At 64.7% G+C, this 14341-nt stretch carries 14 protein-coding genes; 11 read left to right on the top strand and 3 right to left on the bottom strand.

Going from position 1 to position 14341, the window contains the following annotated elements:
* Window positions 1-351: 351 nt before the first annotated feature.
* Window positions 352-1026 carry a PKD domain-containing protein gene (locus tag O1A05_RS05830; protein WP_270107108.1) on the top strand — a complete coding sequence of 225 codons (675 nt, stop codon included), beginning with the start codon at window positions 352-354 and terminating at the stop codon, window positions 1024-1026.
* Window positions 1027-1040: 14 nt separating this feature from the next.
* Here the strand turns inward: O1A05_RS05830 and O1A05_RS05825 are convergent, their stop codons facing one another.
* Window positions 1041-3053 (bottom strand): HNH endonuclease signature motif containing protein, encoded by a 2013-nt coding sequence (locus tag O1A05_RS05825; RefSeq protein ID WP_270107107.1) that lies wholly within the window; start codon window positions 3051-3053, stop codon window positions 1041-1043.
* Between the two features lie 268 nt (window positions 3054-3321).
* Here O1A05_RS05825 and O1A05_RS05820 point away from each other — a divergent pair, with 268 nt between their 5' ends.
* The 5 genes from O1A05_RS05820 to O1A05_RS05800 all read left to right on the top strand — a co-directional run bounded on the left by O1A05_RS05820 (window position 3322) and on the right by O1A05_RS05800 (window position 7847).
* Window positions 3322-4740: a GntP family permease gene (locus O1A05_RS05820; protein WP_270107106.1), complete on the top strand. Its 1419-nt coding sequence runs from the start codon at window positions 3322-3324 to the stop codon at window positions 4738-4740.
* A 49-nt stretch (window positions 4741-4789) separates the two neighbouring features.
* A complete protein-coding gene (locus O1A05_RS05815) occupies window positions 4790-5554 on the top strand; it encodes a 3-hydroxybutyrate dehydrogenase (RefSeq protein WP_270107105.1) in 765 nt (254 codons plus the stop codon).
* Window positions 5555-5627: 73 nt separating this feature from the next.
* Complete coding sequence (locus O1A05_RS05810) at window positions 5628-6401, top strand: CoA transferase subunit A (protein WP_270107104.1); 774 nt, start codon at window positions 5628-5630, stop codon at window positions 6399-6401.
* Window position 6402: 1 nt separating this feature from the next.
* The gene (locus O1A05_RS05805) at window positions 6403-7062 is read left to right on the top strand and encodes a CoA transferase subunit B (protein ID WP_270107103.1); all 660 of its coding nucleotides are present in this window, start codon (window positions 6403-6405) and stop codon (window positions 7060-7062) included.
* Between the two features lie 155 nt (window positions 7063-7217).
* Window positions 7218-7847, top strand: coding sequence for a GerMN domain-containing protein (locus tag O1A05_RS05800; protein ID WP_270107102.1), 630 nt, complete (start codon window positions 7218-7220; stop codon window positions 7845-7847).
* On the opposite strand, the gene O1A05_RS05795 is transcribed toward O1A05_RS05800, so the two are convergent.
* A complete protein-coding gene (locus tag O1A05_RS05795) occupies window positions 7834-8088 on the bottom strand; it encodes a hypothetical protein (protein WP_270107101.1) in 255 nt (84 codons plus the stop codon). The genes O1A05_RS05800 and O1A05_RS05795 overlap by 14 nt on opposite strands.
* A 375-nt stretch (window positions 8089-8463) precedes the next feature.
* Here O1A05_RS05795 and O1A05_RS05790 point away from each other — a divergent pair, with 375 nt between their 5' ends.
* The 4 genes from O1A05_RS05790 to hpaE are packed head-to-tail and all read left to right on the top strand — an operon-like array spanning window position 8464 to window position 12406.
* Window positions 8464-8628: a hypothetical protein gene (locus O1A05_RS05790; protein ID WP_270107100.1), complete on the top strand. Its 165-nt coding sequence runs from the start codon at window positions 8464-8466 to the stop codon at window positions 8626-8628.
* Between the two features lie 48 nt (window positions 8629-8676).
* Window positions 8677-10233: a fumarylacetoacetate hydrolase family protein gene (locus tag O1A05_RS05785; RefSeq protein ID WP_270107099.1), complete on the top strand. Its 1557-nt coding sequence runs from the start codon at window positions 8677-8679 to the stop codon at window positions 10231-10233.
* Window positions 10215-10904: a GntR family transcriptional regulator gene (locus tag O1A05_RS05780; RefSeq protein WP_270107098.1), complete on the top strand. Its 690-nt coding sequence runs from the start codon at window positions 10215-10217 to the stop codon at window positions 10902-10904. The genes O1A05_RS05785 and O1A05_RS05780 overlap by 19 nt, the downstream gene beginning before the upstream one ends.
* On the top strand, window positions 10901-12406 hold the full coding sequence (gene hpaE, locus O1A05_RS05775; protein ID WP_270107097.1) for a 5-carboxymethyl-2-hydroxymuconate semialdehyde dehydrogenase: 1506 nt from the start codon (window positions 10901-10903) through the stop codon (window positions 12404-12406). The genes O1A05_RS05780 and hpaE overlap by 4 nt, the downstream gene beginning before the upstream one ends.
* 71 nt (window positions 12407-12477) lie before the next feature.
* On the opposite strand, the gene O1A05_RS05770 is transcribed toward hpaE, so the two are convergent.
* Complete coding sequence (locus tag O1A05_RS05770; protein ID WP_270107096.1) at window positions 12478-12993, bottom strand: hypothetical protein; 516 nt, start codon at window positions 12991-12993, stop codon at window positions 12478-12480.
* A 187-nt stretch (window positions 12994-13180) separates the two neighbouring features.
* Between O1A05_RS05770 and hpaD the strand changes: the two genes are divergently transcribed.
* On the top strand, window positions 13181-14284 hold the full coding sequence (gene hpaD / locus O1A05_RS05765) for a 3,4-dihydroxyphenylacetate 2,3-dioxygenase (protein ID WP_270107095.1): 1104 nt from the start codon (window positions 13181-13183) through the stop codon (window positions 14282-14284).
* The last annotated feature ends 57 nt before the right edge of the window (window positions 14285-14341 follow it).

The following is a 14341-nucleotide window of genomic DNA, read 5'->3' as shown; positions in this document are numbered from 1 at the left end:
ACGAAGCACAGAGACGCAAGACGATTCCCCGCGTTAGTTGCTCTCACATCGATTTACATACTGCTGACTGGGATCCCCTCGGCATCAGCCGACGAAAATTCAAACAAATATGTCGGCAGTATTGGTAAAGATTCATCGCTTCAAGTTGAAGCGAACAAGCTCTATCCGGGTTATGAAGACCGAACGAACGCAAGCGACGTAACCGAGAGCAGCGAACGAACCTCTAGTTCGAAACATCTTGTGAAGAGACCACCTTCCGCCGCGCTTGCCCCTGCGCCAGACAATATTGTGCAGAAACGGCCCGCTGGAGATGGCCAAGTACGACGAAACGCTGCGAGCTATATCGAAGGGATGAACTCGTCCTTGTGCAACACCGGCGAAATCATCCGCAATGTCCCACAGCGCACCCTCATGGAAAACGGGCTCGCTTACTGCCCGGTGAGCACCCCAGACCCCGTCGAGCCAGCCACACCCGCCGCGCAGACACCAGCCCAACCAGCCGCACAACCCGCAGCCCAGCCCGCCGTAGCAGAACCAGCTATGCCCGTGGTCACCCTGAACGATCTACAGACCATGTTCGCCCCGGAATCCGAGATCGTGATGGATCAGAACGGGTTCGGACTCATCAACGCCCACACCAACGTCTACGCCTCCACCTACCGCCCGCAAACCCAGACCCAGACGATGCTGGGCCGGCAAGTCACCCTGCGGATTACACCGGTGCGGTGGGACTGGCGATTCGGCGACGGCGCCACCCTCACCACCGACGTCCCCGGCCACCCACAGGACCGGTTCAATGAGGAGACCCCGACCAGCCACGTGTATACCGAGACCGGCACCTTCCCGGTAGATCTGACCACCACCTACGAAGGTGACTACCAGATCGACGGAGGCGGGTGGATCCCGGTTGACGGGACTATGAGCGTGTCCGCGGAAACCCAACAGGCCGATATCTGGCGGGCCAAGACCCGCAACGTCGCCGAACCCTGCACCCCAGGATCCACCGCCTGGGGCTGCACCGGATAGCAACTCGCTATCATTCACTCCCGCAGCGGTGGTGGCGGGTCGAGGTCGGCATTGCCGGGCCGATGGTAACTATTTCGTTGCGGAGTCGGATCTGGATTGAGCCAGATGGCCGGCGTAAACCATGCAACGCCGTCGACCATCTCCACGCTGTACTTATCGTGATGCACCAGCCGATGACAGCCGGGACAGAGCAGCACCAAGTTATCGAGGTCGGTTTTGCCGCCCTTTGCCCAATGCTTCACGTGGTGGCCCTGGCACCAGGACGCAGGCGCGGTACAGCCAGGGCGCGCGCAACCGCCGTCGCGGGCAATCAGTGCGTTCTTCATGGCTTGTGGCAGCAGCCGATGGTCGCGCCCTTGGGCCAGCACAACCGTCTTCTCAGGGTTCATCACCGTCGGGATGATCTGGGCATCACAACTTAGCGCCAGAATCTCCGTGGGGCTGAACGGCCCCGTGTGAGTAGCTTCAAACAGCGTGCCCCGATCTCGCAGCGGCGGGGGCTTCGAACCGGGTGACTCGCCCTCGACTTGTCGAACCAGTTCCTCGTAGTCAATGACGGCGTTGATGCGTGGAAGCAGCCCGTTGTTTTTCGGCAAATTCCCTTCCCGTGCCAACCCCTGCATTCCCGCGTAAAACGCTGCCATCAGCGCTTCCAGCTGTAGAGCTTCGCGGAGCGGTCGGTTCAGGCGGATCTGTTCGGGCGTAGCCCAGGGGTCCGGCGGTGTGAACTCCGGATCGAGTGGGTCGAGGGCAACGTTGCCCGGCTCGAGGCGGAAACCATCATCTTCCGTTCCGGACTGCGCGTCGGGTTCGGTGTTGGAATCAGCCCCTGTGGTTTCGTCGTTTCCAGCATCGGGCTCCGCCACAGGCTCTGCGGCGCTCGAATCTGCAGCAGAATCCGCGGGGGCGTCGTCGCCGTTCAGCCCTACTTCAGCTTGGTAGCGCTCGAACAGGGCATCGAGTGCTTGGGCGCGCTCCTTGACGGTGAGCGACCGCGGATTCGTGGCGGCCGAGGTCAGGGACGCCAGTAACTCGTGCAGGACATCATTGAGGCGCATCTTCCACTCATGCAACCCGTCGGCGTTGCGCCCCAGGTAGCTCAGACCGTGAGCGGGTGGCTTGCCATTCTCTTCCGGTGGCACGCCGTCCTGGTCCAGCAGGGCCTTGGTGCGCTCGACCCAAGTGGCGCAAAGGTCGCGGAATTCCTCTGCCGTACCAATGCTGACCTGCCCCGCCAGGAACTTATCACCCGAGGCGATGGCCAGATTCACCTTCTCCTGAGGCACTTTACAGCGCCGACCGTAGGTGACCACCTCCTGGAGGGAAGTGGTGATGCGCTGGGCATTCTCCGGCGCGACGGATCCAGACGTGTAGGCGCGGCCGGTGTGGCGATAACGGGGCGCGGCAGAATCGGTGACCTCCGCGAGCGCACCAGGCAGCGGGCGCGGAAGCAGATACCGACCGGCCTTCACCCGTGTCCGGGCGACGCTCTTTGACACCCCGATCAGCTCGGCCAGATACGCCGGGGCGCCGGTGTAGTCGGTTTCCTTCTCCGGAATGCCGAGCCGTTCATAGCGAGTCGCACGCAGGGAGAAGGACCGATCCACGTGAGCGGCGAGCGCGGAATTCACCGCATCGGCACTGCGCCGCAAGTCTTCAGCCACGCGCACTACCGCGGGCAGCCACGGGAGGTCGTCAGACTCGTCGGGGCGGACCCGCTCAGCCCCGGCGGCACAGGGACTTCCCGCGGCCGGGGCATCGTCGCCATCGAATGATCCTGTAGCCCACAGCGTGCCCCAGTCCAGGGGTTGCTCATCGTCGGCATGAGCGTTGAGACTCTCGAACCGCTGAATGGAGGAGGGCTCAACGACGACGTCGCGTACCTCCGCCACGAGGCGCTGGGCGAGAGCCAATTGACGGTGCAGGGGCAAGGCAGAGAGCGCGGCCAGCAACTGAGCATCATTGAGCTGCGTGAGATCGAGGCCAGCCGCGCGATCGGTGAGAGGTGCGTCCGCCAACGCCGTCATACCCTCGCCTCCTCACCCAGTTCACGACCGCATGATCTTCGTTTGCCTGTTCCCGTGATTCTAGCCTACACTTCCACACAAGTTAAGACAAGTGTACGATTTCGCCGTGCGTGAAACTGCCCATCGAGGCTGCGCGGGGCAGTCTTTGTAGCTGACTACGAAAGAACGGAGTGGACGTTGAAGATCGAGATGTAGCGCAGATCACACTACGCCCCACAGTCTGGTGTGAGACGAAAATCGTCACCCGCACCGTCAACTAGGAGACGCTATGCTCTTGGGCATCATCGGCATCATTGTGTCGCTCATTCTGCTCATCACCCTGGCGTATCGCGGCATGCCCGTGATCATTGCCGCACCCATTGCTTCCGCCGTCGCACTGATCTTTTCAGGAGCGCCCATCATGGCGTCCTACACGGAGATCTTCATGCCGGCACTCGCCGGATTCGTCGGTAGCTGGTTCCCCGTGTTCCTCACCGGCGCCATCTTCGGCGTGCTGATGACCGTGACCGGTTACGCCGAATCGATCGCGCGCAGCGTGACCAGCCTGGTCGGCTCGCGCAGCGCCATCGCGGCCACCGTGATCACCTCGGCGCTGATGACATACGGCGGCATCAGCCTGTTCGTCGTCGCGTTCGTGATGTACCCGCTGGCCCGCGAGCTCTTCCGCGTGGCGGACATCCCTCGGCGACTCATTCCGGGCACCATCGCCCTAGGTATCTTCACCTTCACGATGACGGCACTGCCCGGCTCCCCGCAGGTGCAGAACATCATTCCCGGCCAGTTCTTCGGTACCGACTCCTTCGCCGGCCCGGGCATGGGTCTCATGGGTGGCGCACTGATTTTCGGTGGCGGCCTGCTGTGGCTGGAATACCGTCGTCGTCGCCTGATTGCCGCCGGCGAGCACTTCGACAGCCCGGCCAGCGCCGTGATGTCGAGCGGTTCGAGTGAAGACGGCGCTTCTGACACCGCCGTCAAGGTAGTCGCGCCGACCAACCGCGTGGTGCCGTTCCTGCCGCTGCTCACCGTGTTCGTGGTCAACTTCGCCTGCACGCTACTGATCTTCCCGGCCCTGGATTGGTCATACCTGGAGCAGGATCAATTCGGCGGCATCACCATTGATACCCGCGCCGGCCTCTGGGCTGTGTTGCTGGGCATCGTGGCGGCGATCCTGCTGATCGTGGCGCTGAACGCGAAGAACATGAAGTCGTTGCGCACCGGGTTTGTGGACGGCGTGAAGGGTTCCATGTTGCCGATCTTCTCCACCGCATCCGAGGTGGGCTACGGCGCCGTGGTGGCCTCGGTGGCTGCGTTCGCCGTCGTGCGTGATTCGGTGTTCGGCATGGGCGCCTCCGCCCTGTGGACCTCCGTGATGTCGGTGTCGATCACCGCAGGCCTCACCGGTTCCTCCTCGGGCGGCATGACCATCGCGCTGAACGCTCTGGGCGAGGACCTGCGGATGCTGGCCGAGAATGAGGGCATGAGCATGGAGGCGATGCACCGACTGACCGCGATGGCCGCCGGCGGCCTCGACACGCTGCCGCACTCCGGCGCCGTCGTCACCCTGCTCATCGTCTGCGGGCTGACCCATCGTCAGTCCTACAAGGACATCGGTATGGTGACACTCGTGATCCCCGTTCTCGTCGTCGTGGGTATGGTCACCCTGGTGTCCTTCACCGGCGCATTCTGATCCTGACATCCGACCAGCCTGACGACCCAGACTTTCGAAGGAGCATTTGATGACCACCACAGACCTGCAGACCCCCCTCGCCGGCCGGCGGGCACTCATCACCGGCGGCGCCTCGGGCATCGGGGCGGCTTGCGCTCGGGCCTTCGCCGACGCCGGAGCCACCGTGACCGTGTGCGACCGTGACGCCGACGCAGCCCAGGCCCTGGCCGAGGAAATCGGCGGCGACACCTGGGTCGTGGATCTGGCCGAGACGACGGCGCTCGAGGACATCACGATCGACACCGACATCCTCGTTCACAACGCCGGGGTGCAGCGGGTCGCACCGATCCACGAATTCGATCCGGAGGCCTGGCGGTTCATCCACCGGCTCATGGTCGAATCCCCGTTCCTACTCACCCGCGCCGCACTGCCGGGGATGTACGAGCGCGGCTTCGGTCGCGTCATCCACCTCTCCTCCGTGCATGGGATTCGCGCCAGCGCGTTCAAGTCGGCTTATGTTTCGGCGAAGCACGCGCTGGAGGGACTCTCGAAGGTGGTGGCATTGGAGGGCGCGGAGCACGGCGTGACGTCGAACTGCATCAACCCGGCCTATGTACGCACGCCGCTGGTGGAGAAGCAGATCGCCGATCAGGCACGGATCCATGGCATCGGCGAGGACGAGGTGGTCGAGAAGATCATGCTCGCCGAATCCGCTATCAAGCAGCTCACCGACCCCTCCGAGGTGGCATCACTGGCGACCTGGCTCGCCTCGGACGCCTCCCGGATGGTCACGGGCTCGTCCTACTCGATGGACGGCGGCTGGTCCGCCAGCTGATCGCCTCCCCACCATCCCCTCGGTCCGCGTGGGGCAGTATCGTGACCAGTACCGAGAGAAGAGGAATCACACCATGACACTCGACAAGACCGTTGCCTCCGCCGCGGAGGCTGTGGCCGACATTCCCGACGGCGCCTCGCTCGCCGTCTCCGGGTTCGGGCTCTCCGGAAACCCGATCCAGCTCATTGAGGCGCTCCTCGAGCAGGGCGCCGGGAACCTGTCCATCGTTTCGAACAACTGCGGCGTGGACGGCTGGGGCCTGGGCATCCTGCTCAGCGCCGGCCGCATCGCGAAGATGACGTCGTCGTATGTGGGTGAGAACAAGGAGTTCGCACGCCAGTACTTGGAGGGCGAGCTCGAAGTGGAGCTGGTCCCGCAGGGCACCCTCGCGGAGAAGCTGCGCGCCGGCGGTGCGGGCATTCCAGGGTTCTATACCCAGACCGGCGTCGGGACCCAAGTGGCCGACGGCGGCATCCCGATGCGCTACGACACCGAGGGCAACGTGGTGAAAGAGTCTCCGGCGAAAGAGGTGCGTACGTTCAACACCTACGGCACCGAGCAGGAGTTTGCGCTGGAGGAGGCACTGGTGACCGATTTCTCCCTCGTGCACGCCGCGAAGGGAGACCGGCACGGGAACCTGGTGTTCAACAAGGCCTCCCGCCAGTTCGCACCACCGGCTGCCACCGCCGGGCGCATCTGCATCGCCCAGGTGGAGGAGCTGGTAGAGCCCGGGAAGATCGATCCCGACGAGGTACACCTGCCCGGGGTCTACGTTCACCGCGTGGTGGAGGTCGGCACCGACATCGAGAAGCCCATCGAGAAGCGCACCGTGCGAGAGGAGAACTGAAATGACGCAGCAGACCGCGCGCACTGGCTGGACCCGCCAGCAGATGGCGGCCCGCGCCGCACAGGAACTGACCGATGGCGCCTACGTCAACCTCGGCATCGGCATGCCCACGCTGATCCCGAACTACATCCCCGAAGATCGGACTATTATCCTGCAGTCTGAGAACGGGATTCTGGGCACCGGCCCGTACCCCACCGAGGACCAGATCGACCCGGATCTGATCAACGCAGGCAAGGAGACCGTCACCGTGAATCCGGGGGCGTCGTTCTTCGACTCGGCGCAGAGTTTCGCGATGATCCGCGGCGGCAAGATCGATATCGCCGTGCTGGGCGCCATGCAGGTGGCGGCCAATGGCGACCTGGCCAACTGGATGGTCCCGGGCAAGATGGTCAAGGGCATGGGCGGTGCCATGGATCTCGTGCACGGCGCGGCCCAGGTGATCATCCTGATGGACCACACCGCCAAAGACGGCACCCCGAAGATCCTGCCCGAGTGCACCCTGCCGCTGACCGGCAAGGGCGTGGTGGACCGGATCATCACCGATCTTGCGGTGATCGACGTGGTGGGCACCGCCGAGCGCCCGGAGTTGCGCTTGGTGGAGACCGCTCCCGGCGTATCCGAAGAAGAGGTCCGCGCCGCTACCGGCGTCGAACTCAGCTGAACCCGAACCGGCGCTGACCTGTTGGTTTCCGCCTCACGAGCCTCCGGCGCGGTGGTCACGACCACGGCACCGGAGGCTCAGTCGCGTTAGGATGAGGGGCAACGATGCCGCCAACCGGCAGGCACCCACGGCACCCAGCCCACCCCGGGAGATCCATGAACCCTGCAGCACCGCGCCCTCGTCGCCGCGCAGAACGCCGCGTATCCGCGGTCGCCGCCGGATGCGCGTTGTTGCTCACTCTGGCCGGCTGCGCAGAAGAGTCGTCCTCCCCCGGAGACGCCGACCCCACGTCCGCGGCCGACGAGCTCGACCTCGCCCCCGATGACGACGGCTTCGCCCCGCTTCCCCTCTACTTCGTGGCCTTGTCCGGCCAGTACCCCAGCGGTGTGACCGGCGCGCAGATCGGCTGTGAGGATTTGCTCCTCCAGGTCAACACGGTTCCCATGAAGACCGAAGATCCCGTAGAAGACGCACTCAATTTCCTGTTGCAGGACCAGCAGTACCGCCACGGTGACCCTGCGCTGACCAACTCCGTGCTGCTCTCATCTGAATCCCTCACCCTGCAGGACTATGAGATTCAGGGCGACACCGTGGAGGTCAACCTCTCCGGCAGTGTGGTCACCCGCAGCGAGTGCGAGTCCTACCGGATCCGTGCCCAGCTCGAGGCCACCGCCGCCGCGGCCGCCGGCGTCGAGGACGCTCGCATTCTGGTCGACGGCGAAGACCTCGACACCCTTCTCGGCCTAGATCCGTTCGAGCGCGGCGAGCAGATCACGACCGACTAGCCTCCTGGCGCGTCAGCTCCAGCGCAGCCGTGGCCAGCCGGGTAAATTCCGCGGCTGCTTCCGAGCTGATCCCTGCGGGGCCATCCGTGGCTGCCTGAATCACCACCACAACGCGCCGCTCGTCCTGCTCCACCAGTTCTTCGGTGGGCATCTCGGCCCTCTCGCCTTCGGCGGGTGTGCTCTTCTCCGGAGCCGCGCTGGCCGAGCTTTCTGTGTTGGCGGTGTCACTCAGCTCCTCCACGCCGCGGCAGCATTCATATTCTCAGGACCTGGGCTACCGGTTGACGCCAATTTCTCCGCCATTCCAGGGCACCTCGTTCACCAGTGCCGAATGGATGTCGGCCTCCCAGTACCGGCTCACAACTACTCGCGGTCCGATCTTCGGGGGCTCCAAGCGACCCTTCCGCCTGGCGCATACTCGCACCTCACGGCGGCCCACCTTCACAATATTGCGCTGCCTCACCAGTTGCAGGAACGCCCCGAGGTCCACATCACCATCAGGCCCACAACGTCGAGAGCCCTCCGCCAGGGCATCGTGACCCATCGAGTGCAGCTGCCTCAGGAGCAAATCCTGCACCACCACAACATCTCTTTAACGAACATCGAGCGTACCTGAGTGGATCTCGCCACCCTGTCCCACCTCAGCCTCGTGGTCGCGGGCGATTTCATGGTGACCGGCCGCGTCCAACCCGGTCACCGCCGCGCCCATCCCCTCACCACCATCAACAGCCTGAGCCACCCCTTGCCAGCAGAACCACAGATCGTATACGATCCATCGTGAGACGCATCACAGAAGCACTCCACGCACAGCCCTGTCGAGAGGTACCAGATGAGCATGCACGACGACGTCGACTTCCGCGCCCCAGACCACCGCCCAGGCAAGATCATCGCTCTGCATCTCAATTACCCTTCCCGCATCGCCCAGCGCGGCCGCTCGCCGAAGTTCCCCGGCTACTTCCTCAAAGCCACCTCCTCCATCGCCGCCACCGGCGACACCATCGAGCGCCCCGCCGGCACCGAACTGCTCGCCTACGAAGGCGAAATCGCGCTCATTCTCGGCGAAACCGTGCGCCGCGTTTCCCCCGAAGAGGGTTGGTCGAAGATCTCCGGCATCACCGCTGCCAACGACTGGGGCCTCTACGATCTACGCCACGCCGACAAGGGCTCCAACGTGAAGAACAAGTCCGGCGACGGCTACACCCCGCTGGGTCCGGCCATCATCCCGACCACCCTCGACGACGGCACAGCACTCGACCCCACTGCCCTGCGCGTGCGCACCTGGGTCAACGGCACACTGCAGCAGAACGACACCACCGCAGATCTGGTCTTCCCCTTTGGTCAGCTCGTCGCCGATCTCTCCCAGCTGATGACCCTGGAGGCCGGCGACATCATTCTCACAGGCACCCCTGCCGGCTCCTCCGTGGCCCAGCCCGGCGACATCGTCGAGGTCGAGGTCGACGCCCCTACCGCACCCGGCTCACCCACCACCGGCCGCCTCGTCACCCGGGTTGTGGCCTCCGAACACCCGATGGCGGACTACGGCCACGGCCCGCAGGTAGATGACACCCAGCGCGAAGAAGCCTGGGGTTCCCGCGAGGCCGCCGGCCTCGACGCCCCCGCCGCTTCAACAGCCCCGGCCGCGAACACCGACCTCCGCTGGGAGCCCTCGGCCCCCACGGCTGATCGCACCCTGCTCACCGAATCCCTCAAGGCCAAGATCAACGAGACCGCGGTTGCCACCATCACCGCCCAGCTGCAGAAGCGCGGCATCCAGAACGCCACCATCGACGGCCCCCGCCCCATGCACCCCGGGAAGCGCATCCTCGGCTACGCCAAAACCCTGCGCTACGTGCCCAAGCGTGAAGACCTGTTCAAGGAATTCGGCGGCGGCTTCAACGCCCAGAAGCGCGCCATGGATGACGTCAAGCCGGACGACGTCGTCGTCATGGAGGCCCGCGGCGAACCCGGCACCGGCACCCTCGGCGACGTCCTCGCCCTGCGCGCCCAGGTCGCCGGCGCCACCGCGGTCATCACCGACGGCGGAGTCCGCGATTCGGCCGCCGTTGCCGAGGTCGGCATCCCCGTGTACTACAACGCCGCCCACCCCGCCGTGCTCGGCCGCCGCCACATCCCGTGGGAGGTCGGCGGCACCATCGCTTGCGGTGGCACCACCGTGCAGCCGGGCGACATCATCATCGGCGACGACGACGGTGTCGTGGTCGTCCCGCCCGCATTGCTCCACGAGGTCATCGACGCCGCCTGGGAACAGGACCGCCAGGACGGCTGGGTCTACGACCAGGTCAAGGCCGGGCACCCGGTCGATGGCCTCTTCCCGCCGAATGCGGAGTGGAAAGCCAAGTACCAGGAATGGGTGGCCCAGCAGTGACCGCGTCCAAAGCCGACGTCGCCTACCAGGCCATCGTTGCCGGCATCCAGGCGCAGCGTTATGAACCGGGCGACCGGCTGGTGTTGGCCCAGATCGCCGCCGAACTCGACATGTCCGTGGTGCCGGTGCGGGAAGCCATCCGCCGTCTGCAGTCCGAGAACCTGGTGGCCTACGAGCGCAATGTCGGCGCCACTGTCGTGGGGATCGATCCGGTGGAGTATCAGACCACCATGGAAACACTGGCCCTGGTTGAGGGATTCTCGACGGCGCAGTGCGCACCGTTGATCACCGAGGCGGAGCTGGAAACGGCCCGAAAGATCAATGACAAGATGCGTGCCCAGGTCGATGGACGCGAGGAGTTTGATCCGCCGGAGTTCACCCAGCTGAACAAGCAGTTCCACTCCGTGCTGTTCGAGCACCACCAGAACGCCCACATTCACGATCTGGTGCACCGCGGCTGGAACCGCCTGGCCGCGTTGCGCTCCTCCACCTTCGCCTATGTACCCGGACGGGCCGAAGAATCCGTGGCCGAGCACGAGCAGCTATTGAACCTCATCAAATCCGGTGCCGCTTTCGCTGAGATAGAGAATGCCGCCCGCCAGCACCGTCTCAATACCCTGAACGCCTACCTACAGCACACCGAGCACACCACCGAAAGGAACGCCTCGTGAGCAAAGCATTCGTCCCCGCCAACCTGCCCGAGAAAATCCAGCACTACATCGGAGGCCAGCACGTCGACTCGATCGACGGCGAGACCTTCGACGTGCTCAACCCCGTCACGAACGAGCCCTATCTGAAGGCCGCTTCCGGCAAGGTGGCCGATATCGACGCCGCCGTCGCAGCCGCGAAGGACGCCTTCGAGAACGGCCCGTGGCCGGAGATGCTCCCCCGCGAGCGCTCCCGGGTGTTGCACAAGATCGCCGACATCGTCGAGTCTCGCAGCCAGGAGCTCGCCGAGATGGAGTGCTTCGACACCGGGCTGCCCATCAAGCAGGCTCGCGGCCAGGCAAACCGCGCCGCCGAGAACTTCCGCTTCTTCGCGGACCTCATTGTGGCTCAGCACGACGACGCCTTCAAGGTTCCCGGCCGCCAAGCGAACTACGTCAACCGCAAACCCATCGGCGTGGCCGGGCTGATCACCCCCTGGAACACCCCGTTCATGCTGGAGTCCTGGAAGCTGGGACCGGCCATCGCCACCGGCAACACCGTGGTGCTCAAGCCTGCCGAGTTCACTCCGCTGTCTGCTTCGCTGTGGCCCGGCATCTTCGAGGAGGCTGGGCTGCCCGCCGGCGTGTTCAACATGGTGCACGGCTACGGTGAGGAGGGCTTCGCCGGAGATTCGCTGGTCAAGCACCCCGACGTTCCACTGATTTCCTTCACCGGCGAGTCGCGCACCGGGCAGATCATTTTCGCCAATGCGGCCCCGCATCTGAAGGGCCTGTCCATGGAGCTCGGCGGTAAGTCCCCTGCCGTCGTCTTTGACGACGCCGACCTGGACGCCGCCATCGACGCCACCATCTTCGGGGTGTTCTCACTGAACGGTGAGCGCTGCACGGCCGGATCCCGCATCCTGGTCCAGCGCGGCATCTACGACGAGTTCGTGGAGCGCTACTCCGCCCAGGCCTCCCGGGTGAAGGTGGGCCTGCCCGAGGACGAGACCACCGAGGTGGGCGCCCTGGTGCACCCCGAGCACTTCGAGAAGGTCATGAGCTACGTCGAGATCGGCAAGACCGAGGCCCGGCTGACCGCCGGCGGCGGCCGCCCGGAGGAGTTCCCGACCGGCAACTTCGTCTCCCCCACGGTCTTCGCCGACGTCGCCCCGGACGCGCGCATCTTCCAGGAGGAGATCTTCGGCCCCGTCGTCGCCATCACTCCCTTCGATACCGATGAAGAGGCGTTGGAACTGGCGAACAACACCAAGTACGGCCTGGCCGCCTACATCTGGACCAACGACCTGAAGCGCTCGCACAACTTCGCGCAGTCGGTGGAGGCCGGCATGGTGTGGCTGAACTCGAACAACGTGCGCGACCTGCGTACGCCGTTTGGCGGCGTGAAGGCTTCCGGGCTGGGTCACGAGGGCGGCTACCGTTCCATCGATTTCTACACTGACCAGCAGGCCGTGCACATCAACCTCGGCGAGGTCCACAACCCCGTCTTCGGCAAGCAGCAGTAGCCAGCCGGAGCCAGCGTTCCGAGAGTGGTACCCCGTTACCTCCCTGGCGGGGTACCACTCAAACCGAAGCATCAGCGCAGTCGGTTGATCCGCTCCACCGAGGGTGCATCGCACGTACCCAGGTATTCGTGCACCCAAGCGGAAAACTCGGCGGCGCCGTCGAGGACACCCTGGATGAACACGCCGGGATCCACGAGCGTGGTTCTGCGATCGATCGAGAACAGCGCCCCGGCAGGGACTCGGCGTAACGACAACTCAACCGGCTGACCCGACAAGGTTGCTATCCGCGGCTCACCGCTGCGGAACGCTTCGACACAGTTGATGAGCGCCTCCCAGACCCCCGTCACGTCATCCCACCAGGAAGGGCCGATGAGTTCCTGCCCGTAGTAGACGATGCTGACCACCCCGTCGCCTCCGAAGGGATTGCGGCAGAGCCGTTCGGACCACAGCCGGGCCGCCGCAAGCGGCTCTTCGCTCACGCTGCAGAGATACCGTGCTGGATCGGCGACGAACGACTCGAGATCCTCCACCGTCGAGGGAATCAGAATCGCGGTGTCGCATCTGACGGGTTCCACACGCTCTGTCACCTGTGCTCCTTCTCTCAACCCTCGCCACTATTACACCCGAATTATCCCAACTACTACTCCACCCCACACGACGCAGAAACCACTTCCCACGATCCGACAAATCGTATACGATCCTGGTAGTGACTGTGTCCCAGACCACATCGTGGGCCGAACTTCGCGGCACCACGACCACAGCAAAGGAGCACCCATGACTGATTCAACACCCATCCCCACCCCATCGGTCCCGGCACCGGATATTCTGCGCTGCGCCTACATGGAGCTCGTGGTCACCGACCTGGCGAAGTCGCGCGAGTTCTACGTGGACCTGCTCGGACTCACCGTCACGGTCGAGGACGACGAGGCCATCTACCTGCGCTCCACCGATGAGTTCATCCACCACAACCTGGTGTTGCGCAAGGGCCCCGTGGCGGCAGTGGCAGCGTTCTCCTACCGCGTGCGCAGCCCCGAAGAGGTGGACGCCGCGGAGGCCTACTTCAAGGAGCTGGGCTGCGAGACCCGTCGCTCCAAGGACGGATTCGTGCGCGGCATCGGTGACTCGGTGCGCGTCATCGATCCACTGGGCTTCCCCTACGAGTTCTTCTACGAGGTCGAGCACGTGGAGAGGCTGGCCTGGCGCTACGATCTGCACAGCGCCGGTGCCCTGGTCCGCCTGGACCACTTCAACCAGGTGACCCCAGACGTGCCACGTGCTTGCCGTTACATGGAGGGCCTGGGCTTCCGGATCACCGAGGACATCTCGGACTCCGAGGGCACCGAGTATGCCGCCTGGATGCGTCGCAAGCCCACCGTGCACGACACCGCGATGACCGGCGGCAATGGTCCGCGTATGCACCACGTCGCCTTCGCCACCCACGAGAAACACAACATCCTCTACATCTGCGACAAGATGGGTGCGCTGCGGATTTCCGACCGCATCGAGCGCGGCCCCGGCCGTCACGGGGTGTCCAACGCGTTCTACCTGTACATCCTGGATCCGGACGGCCACCGCGTGGAGATCTACACCCAGGACTACTACACCGGCGACCCCGACAACCCGGTGGTGCACTGGGACGTCCACGACAACCAGCGCCGCGACTGGTGGGGCAACCCGGTGGTCCCGTCCTGGTACACGGAAGCCTCGCTGGTGCTGGATCTGGACGGCAACCCGCAGCCGATCCACGACCGCGAGCACAAGTCCGAGCTGGATGTCACCATCGGCGCCGACGGGTTCTCCTACACCCGCGCCGGCGACGACGAAGGTTCGTACCACGGTGAAGCGTCGAAGGGATTCAAGCTGGGCAACCAGCTCTGACCCCACCGGCTGATCGGGCCGGCCGTCAACATGGCAGACAGCACAGAACGGGCCCGG

It is taken from the genome of Citricoccus sp. NR2 (assembly GCF_027594385.1).
Lineage (GTDB): Bacteria > Actinomycetota > Actinomycetes > Actinomycetales > Micrococcaceae > CmP2.
Note: the sequence above shows the minus strand (reverse complement) of the source record. Positions and strands in the feature narration are given on the sequence as shown.

Bases quoted from the DNA above. Each gene is read 5' to 3' on its own strand.
- O1A05_RS05800 (WP_270107102.1), top strand. From the start codon at position 7,218: ATGAACCCTGCAGCACCGCGCCCTCGTCGCCGCGCAGAACGCCGCGTA.
- O1A05_RS05825 (WP_270107107.1), bottom strand. From the start codon at position 3,053: ATGACGGCGTTGGCGGACGCACCTCTCACCGATCGCGCGGCTGGCCTC.
- O1A05_RS05815 (WP_270107105.1), top strand. From the start codon at position 4,790: ATGACCACCACAGACCTGCAGACCCCCCTCGCCGGCCGGCGGGCACTC.
- O1A05_RS05810 (WP_270107104.1), top strand. From the start codon at position 5,628: ATGACACTCGACAAGACCGTTGCCTCCGCCGCGGAGGCTGTGGCCGAC.
- O1A05_RS05785 (WP_270107099.1), top strand. From the start codon at position 8,677: ATGAGCATGCACGACGACGTCGACTTCCGCGCCCCAGACCACCGCCCA.
- O1A05_RS05820 (WP_270107106.1), top strand. From the start codon at position 3,322: ATGCTCTTGGGCATCATCGGCATCATTGTGTCGCTCATTCTGCTCATC.
- O1A05_RS05780 (WP_270107098.1), top strand. From the start codon at position 10,215: ATGGGTGGCCCAGCAGTGACCGCGTCCAAAGCCGACGTCGCCTACCAG.
- O1A05_RS05805 (WP_270107103.1), top strand. From the start codon at position 6,403: ATGACGCAGCAGACCGCGCGCACTGGCTGGACCCGCCAGCAGATGGCG.
- O1A05_RS05830 (WP_270107108.1), top strand. From the start codon at position 352: ATGAACTCGTCCTTGTGCAACACCGGCGAAATCATCCGCAATGTCCCA.
- hpaD (WP_270107095.1), top strand. From the start codon at position 13,181: ATGACTGATTCAACACCCATCCCCACCCCATCGGTCCCGGCACCGGAT.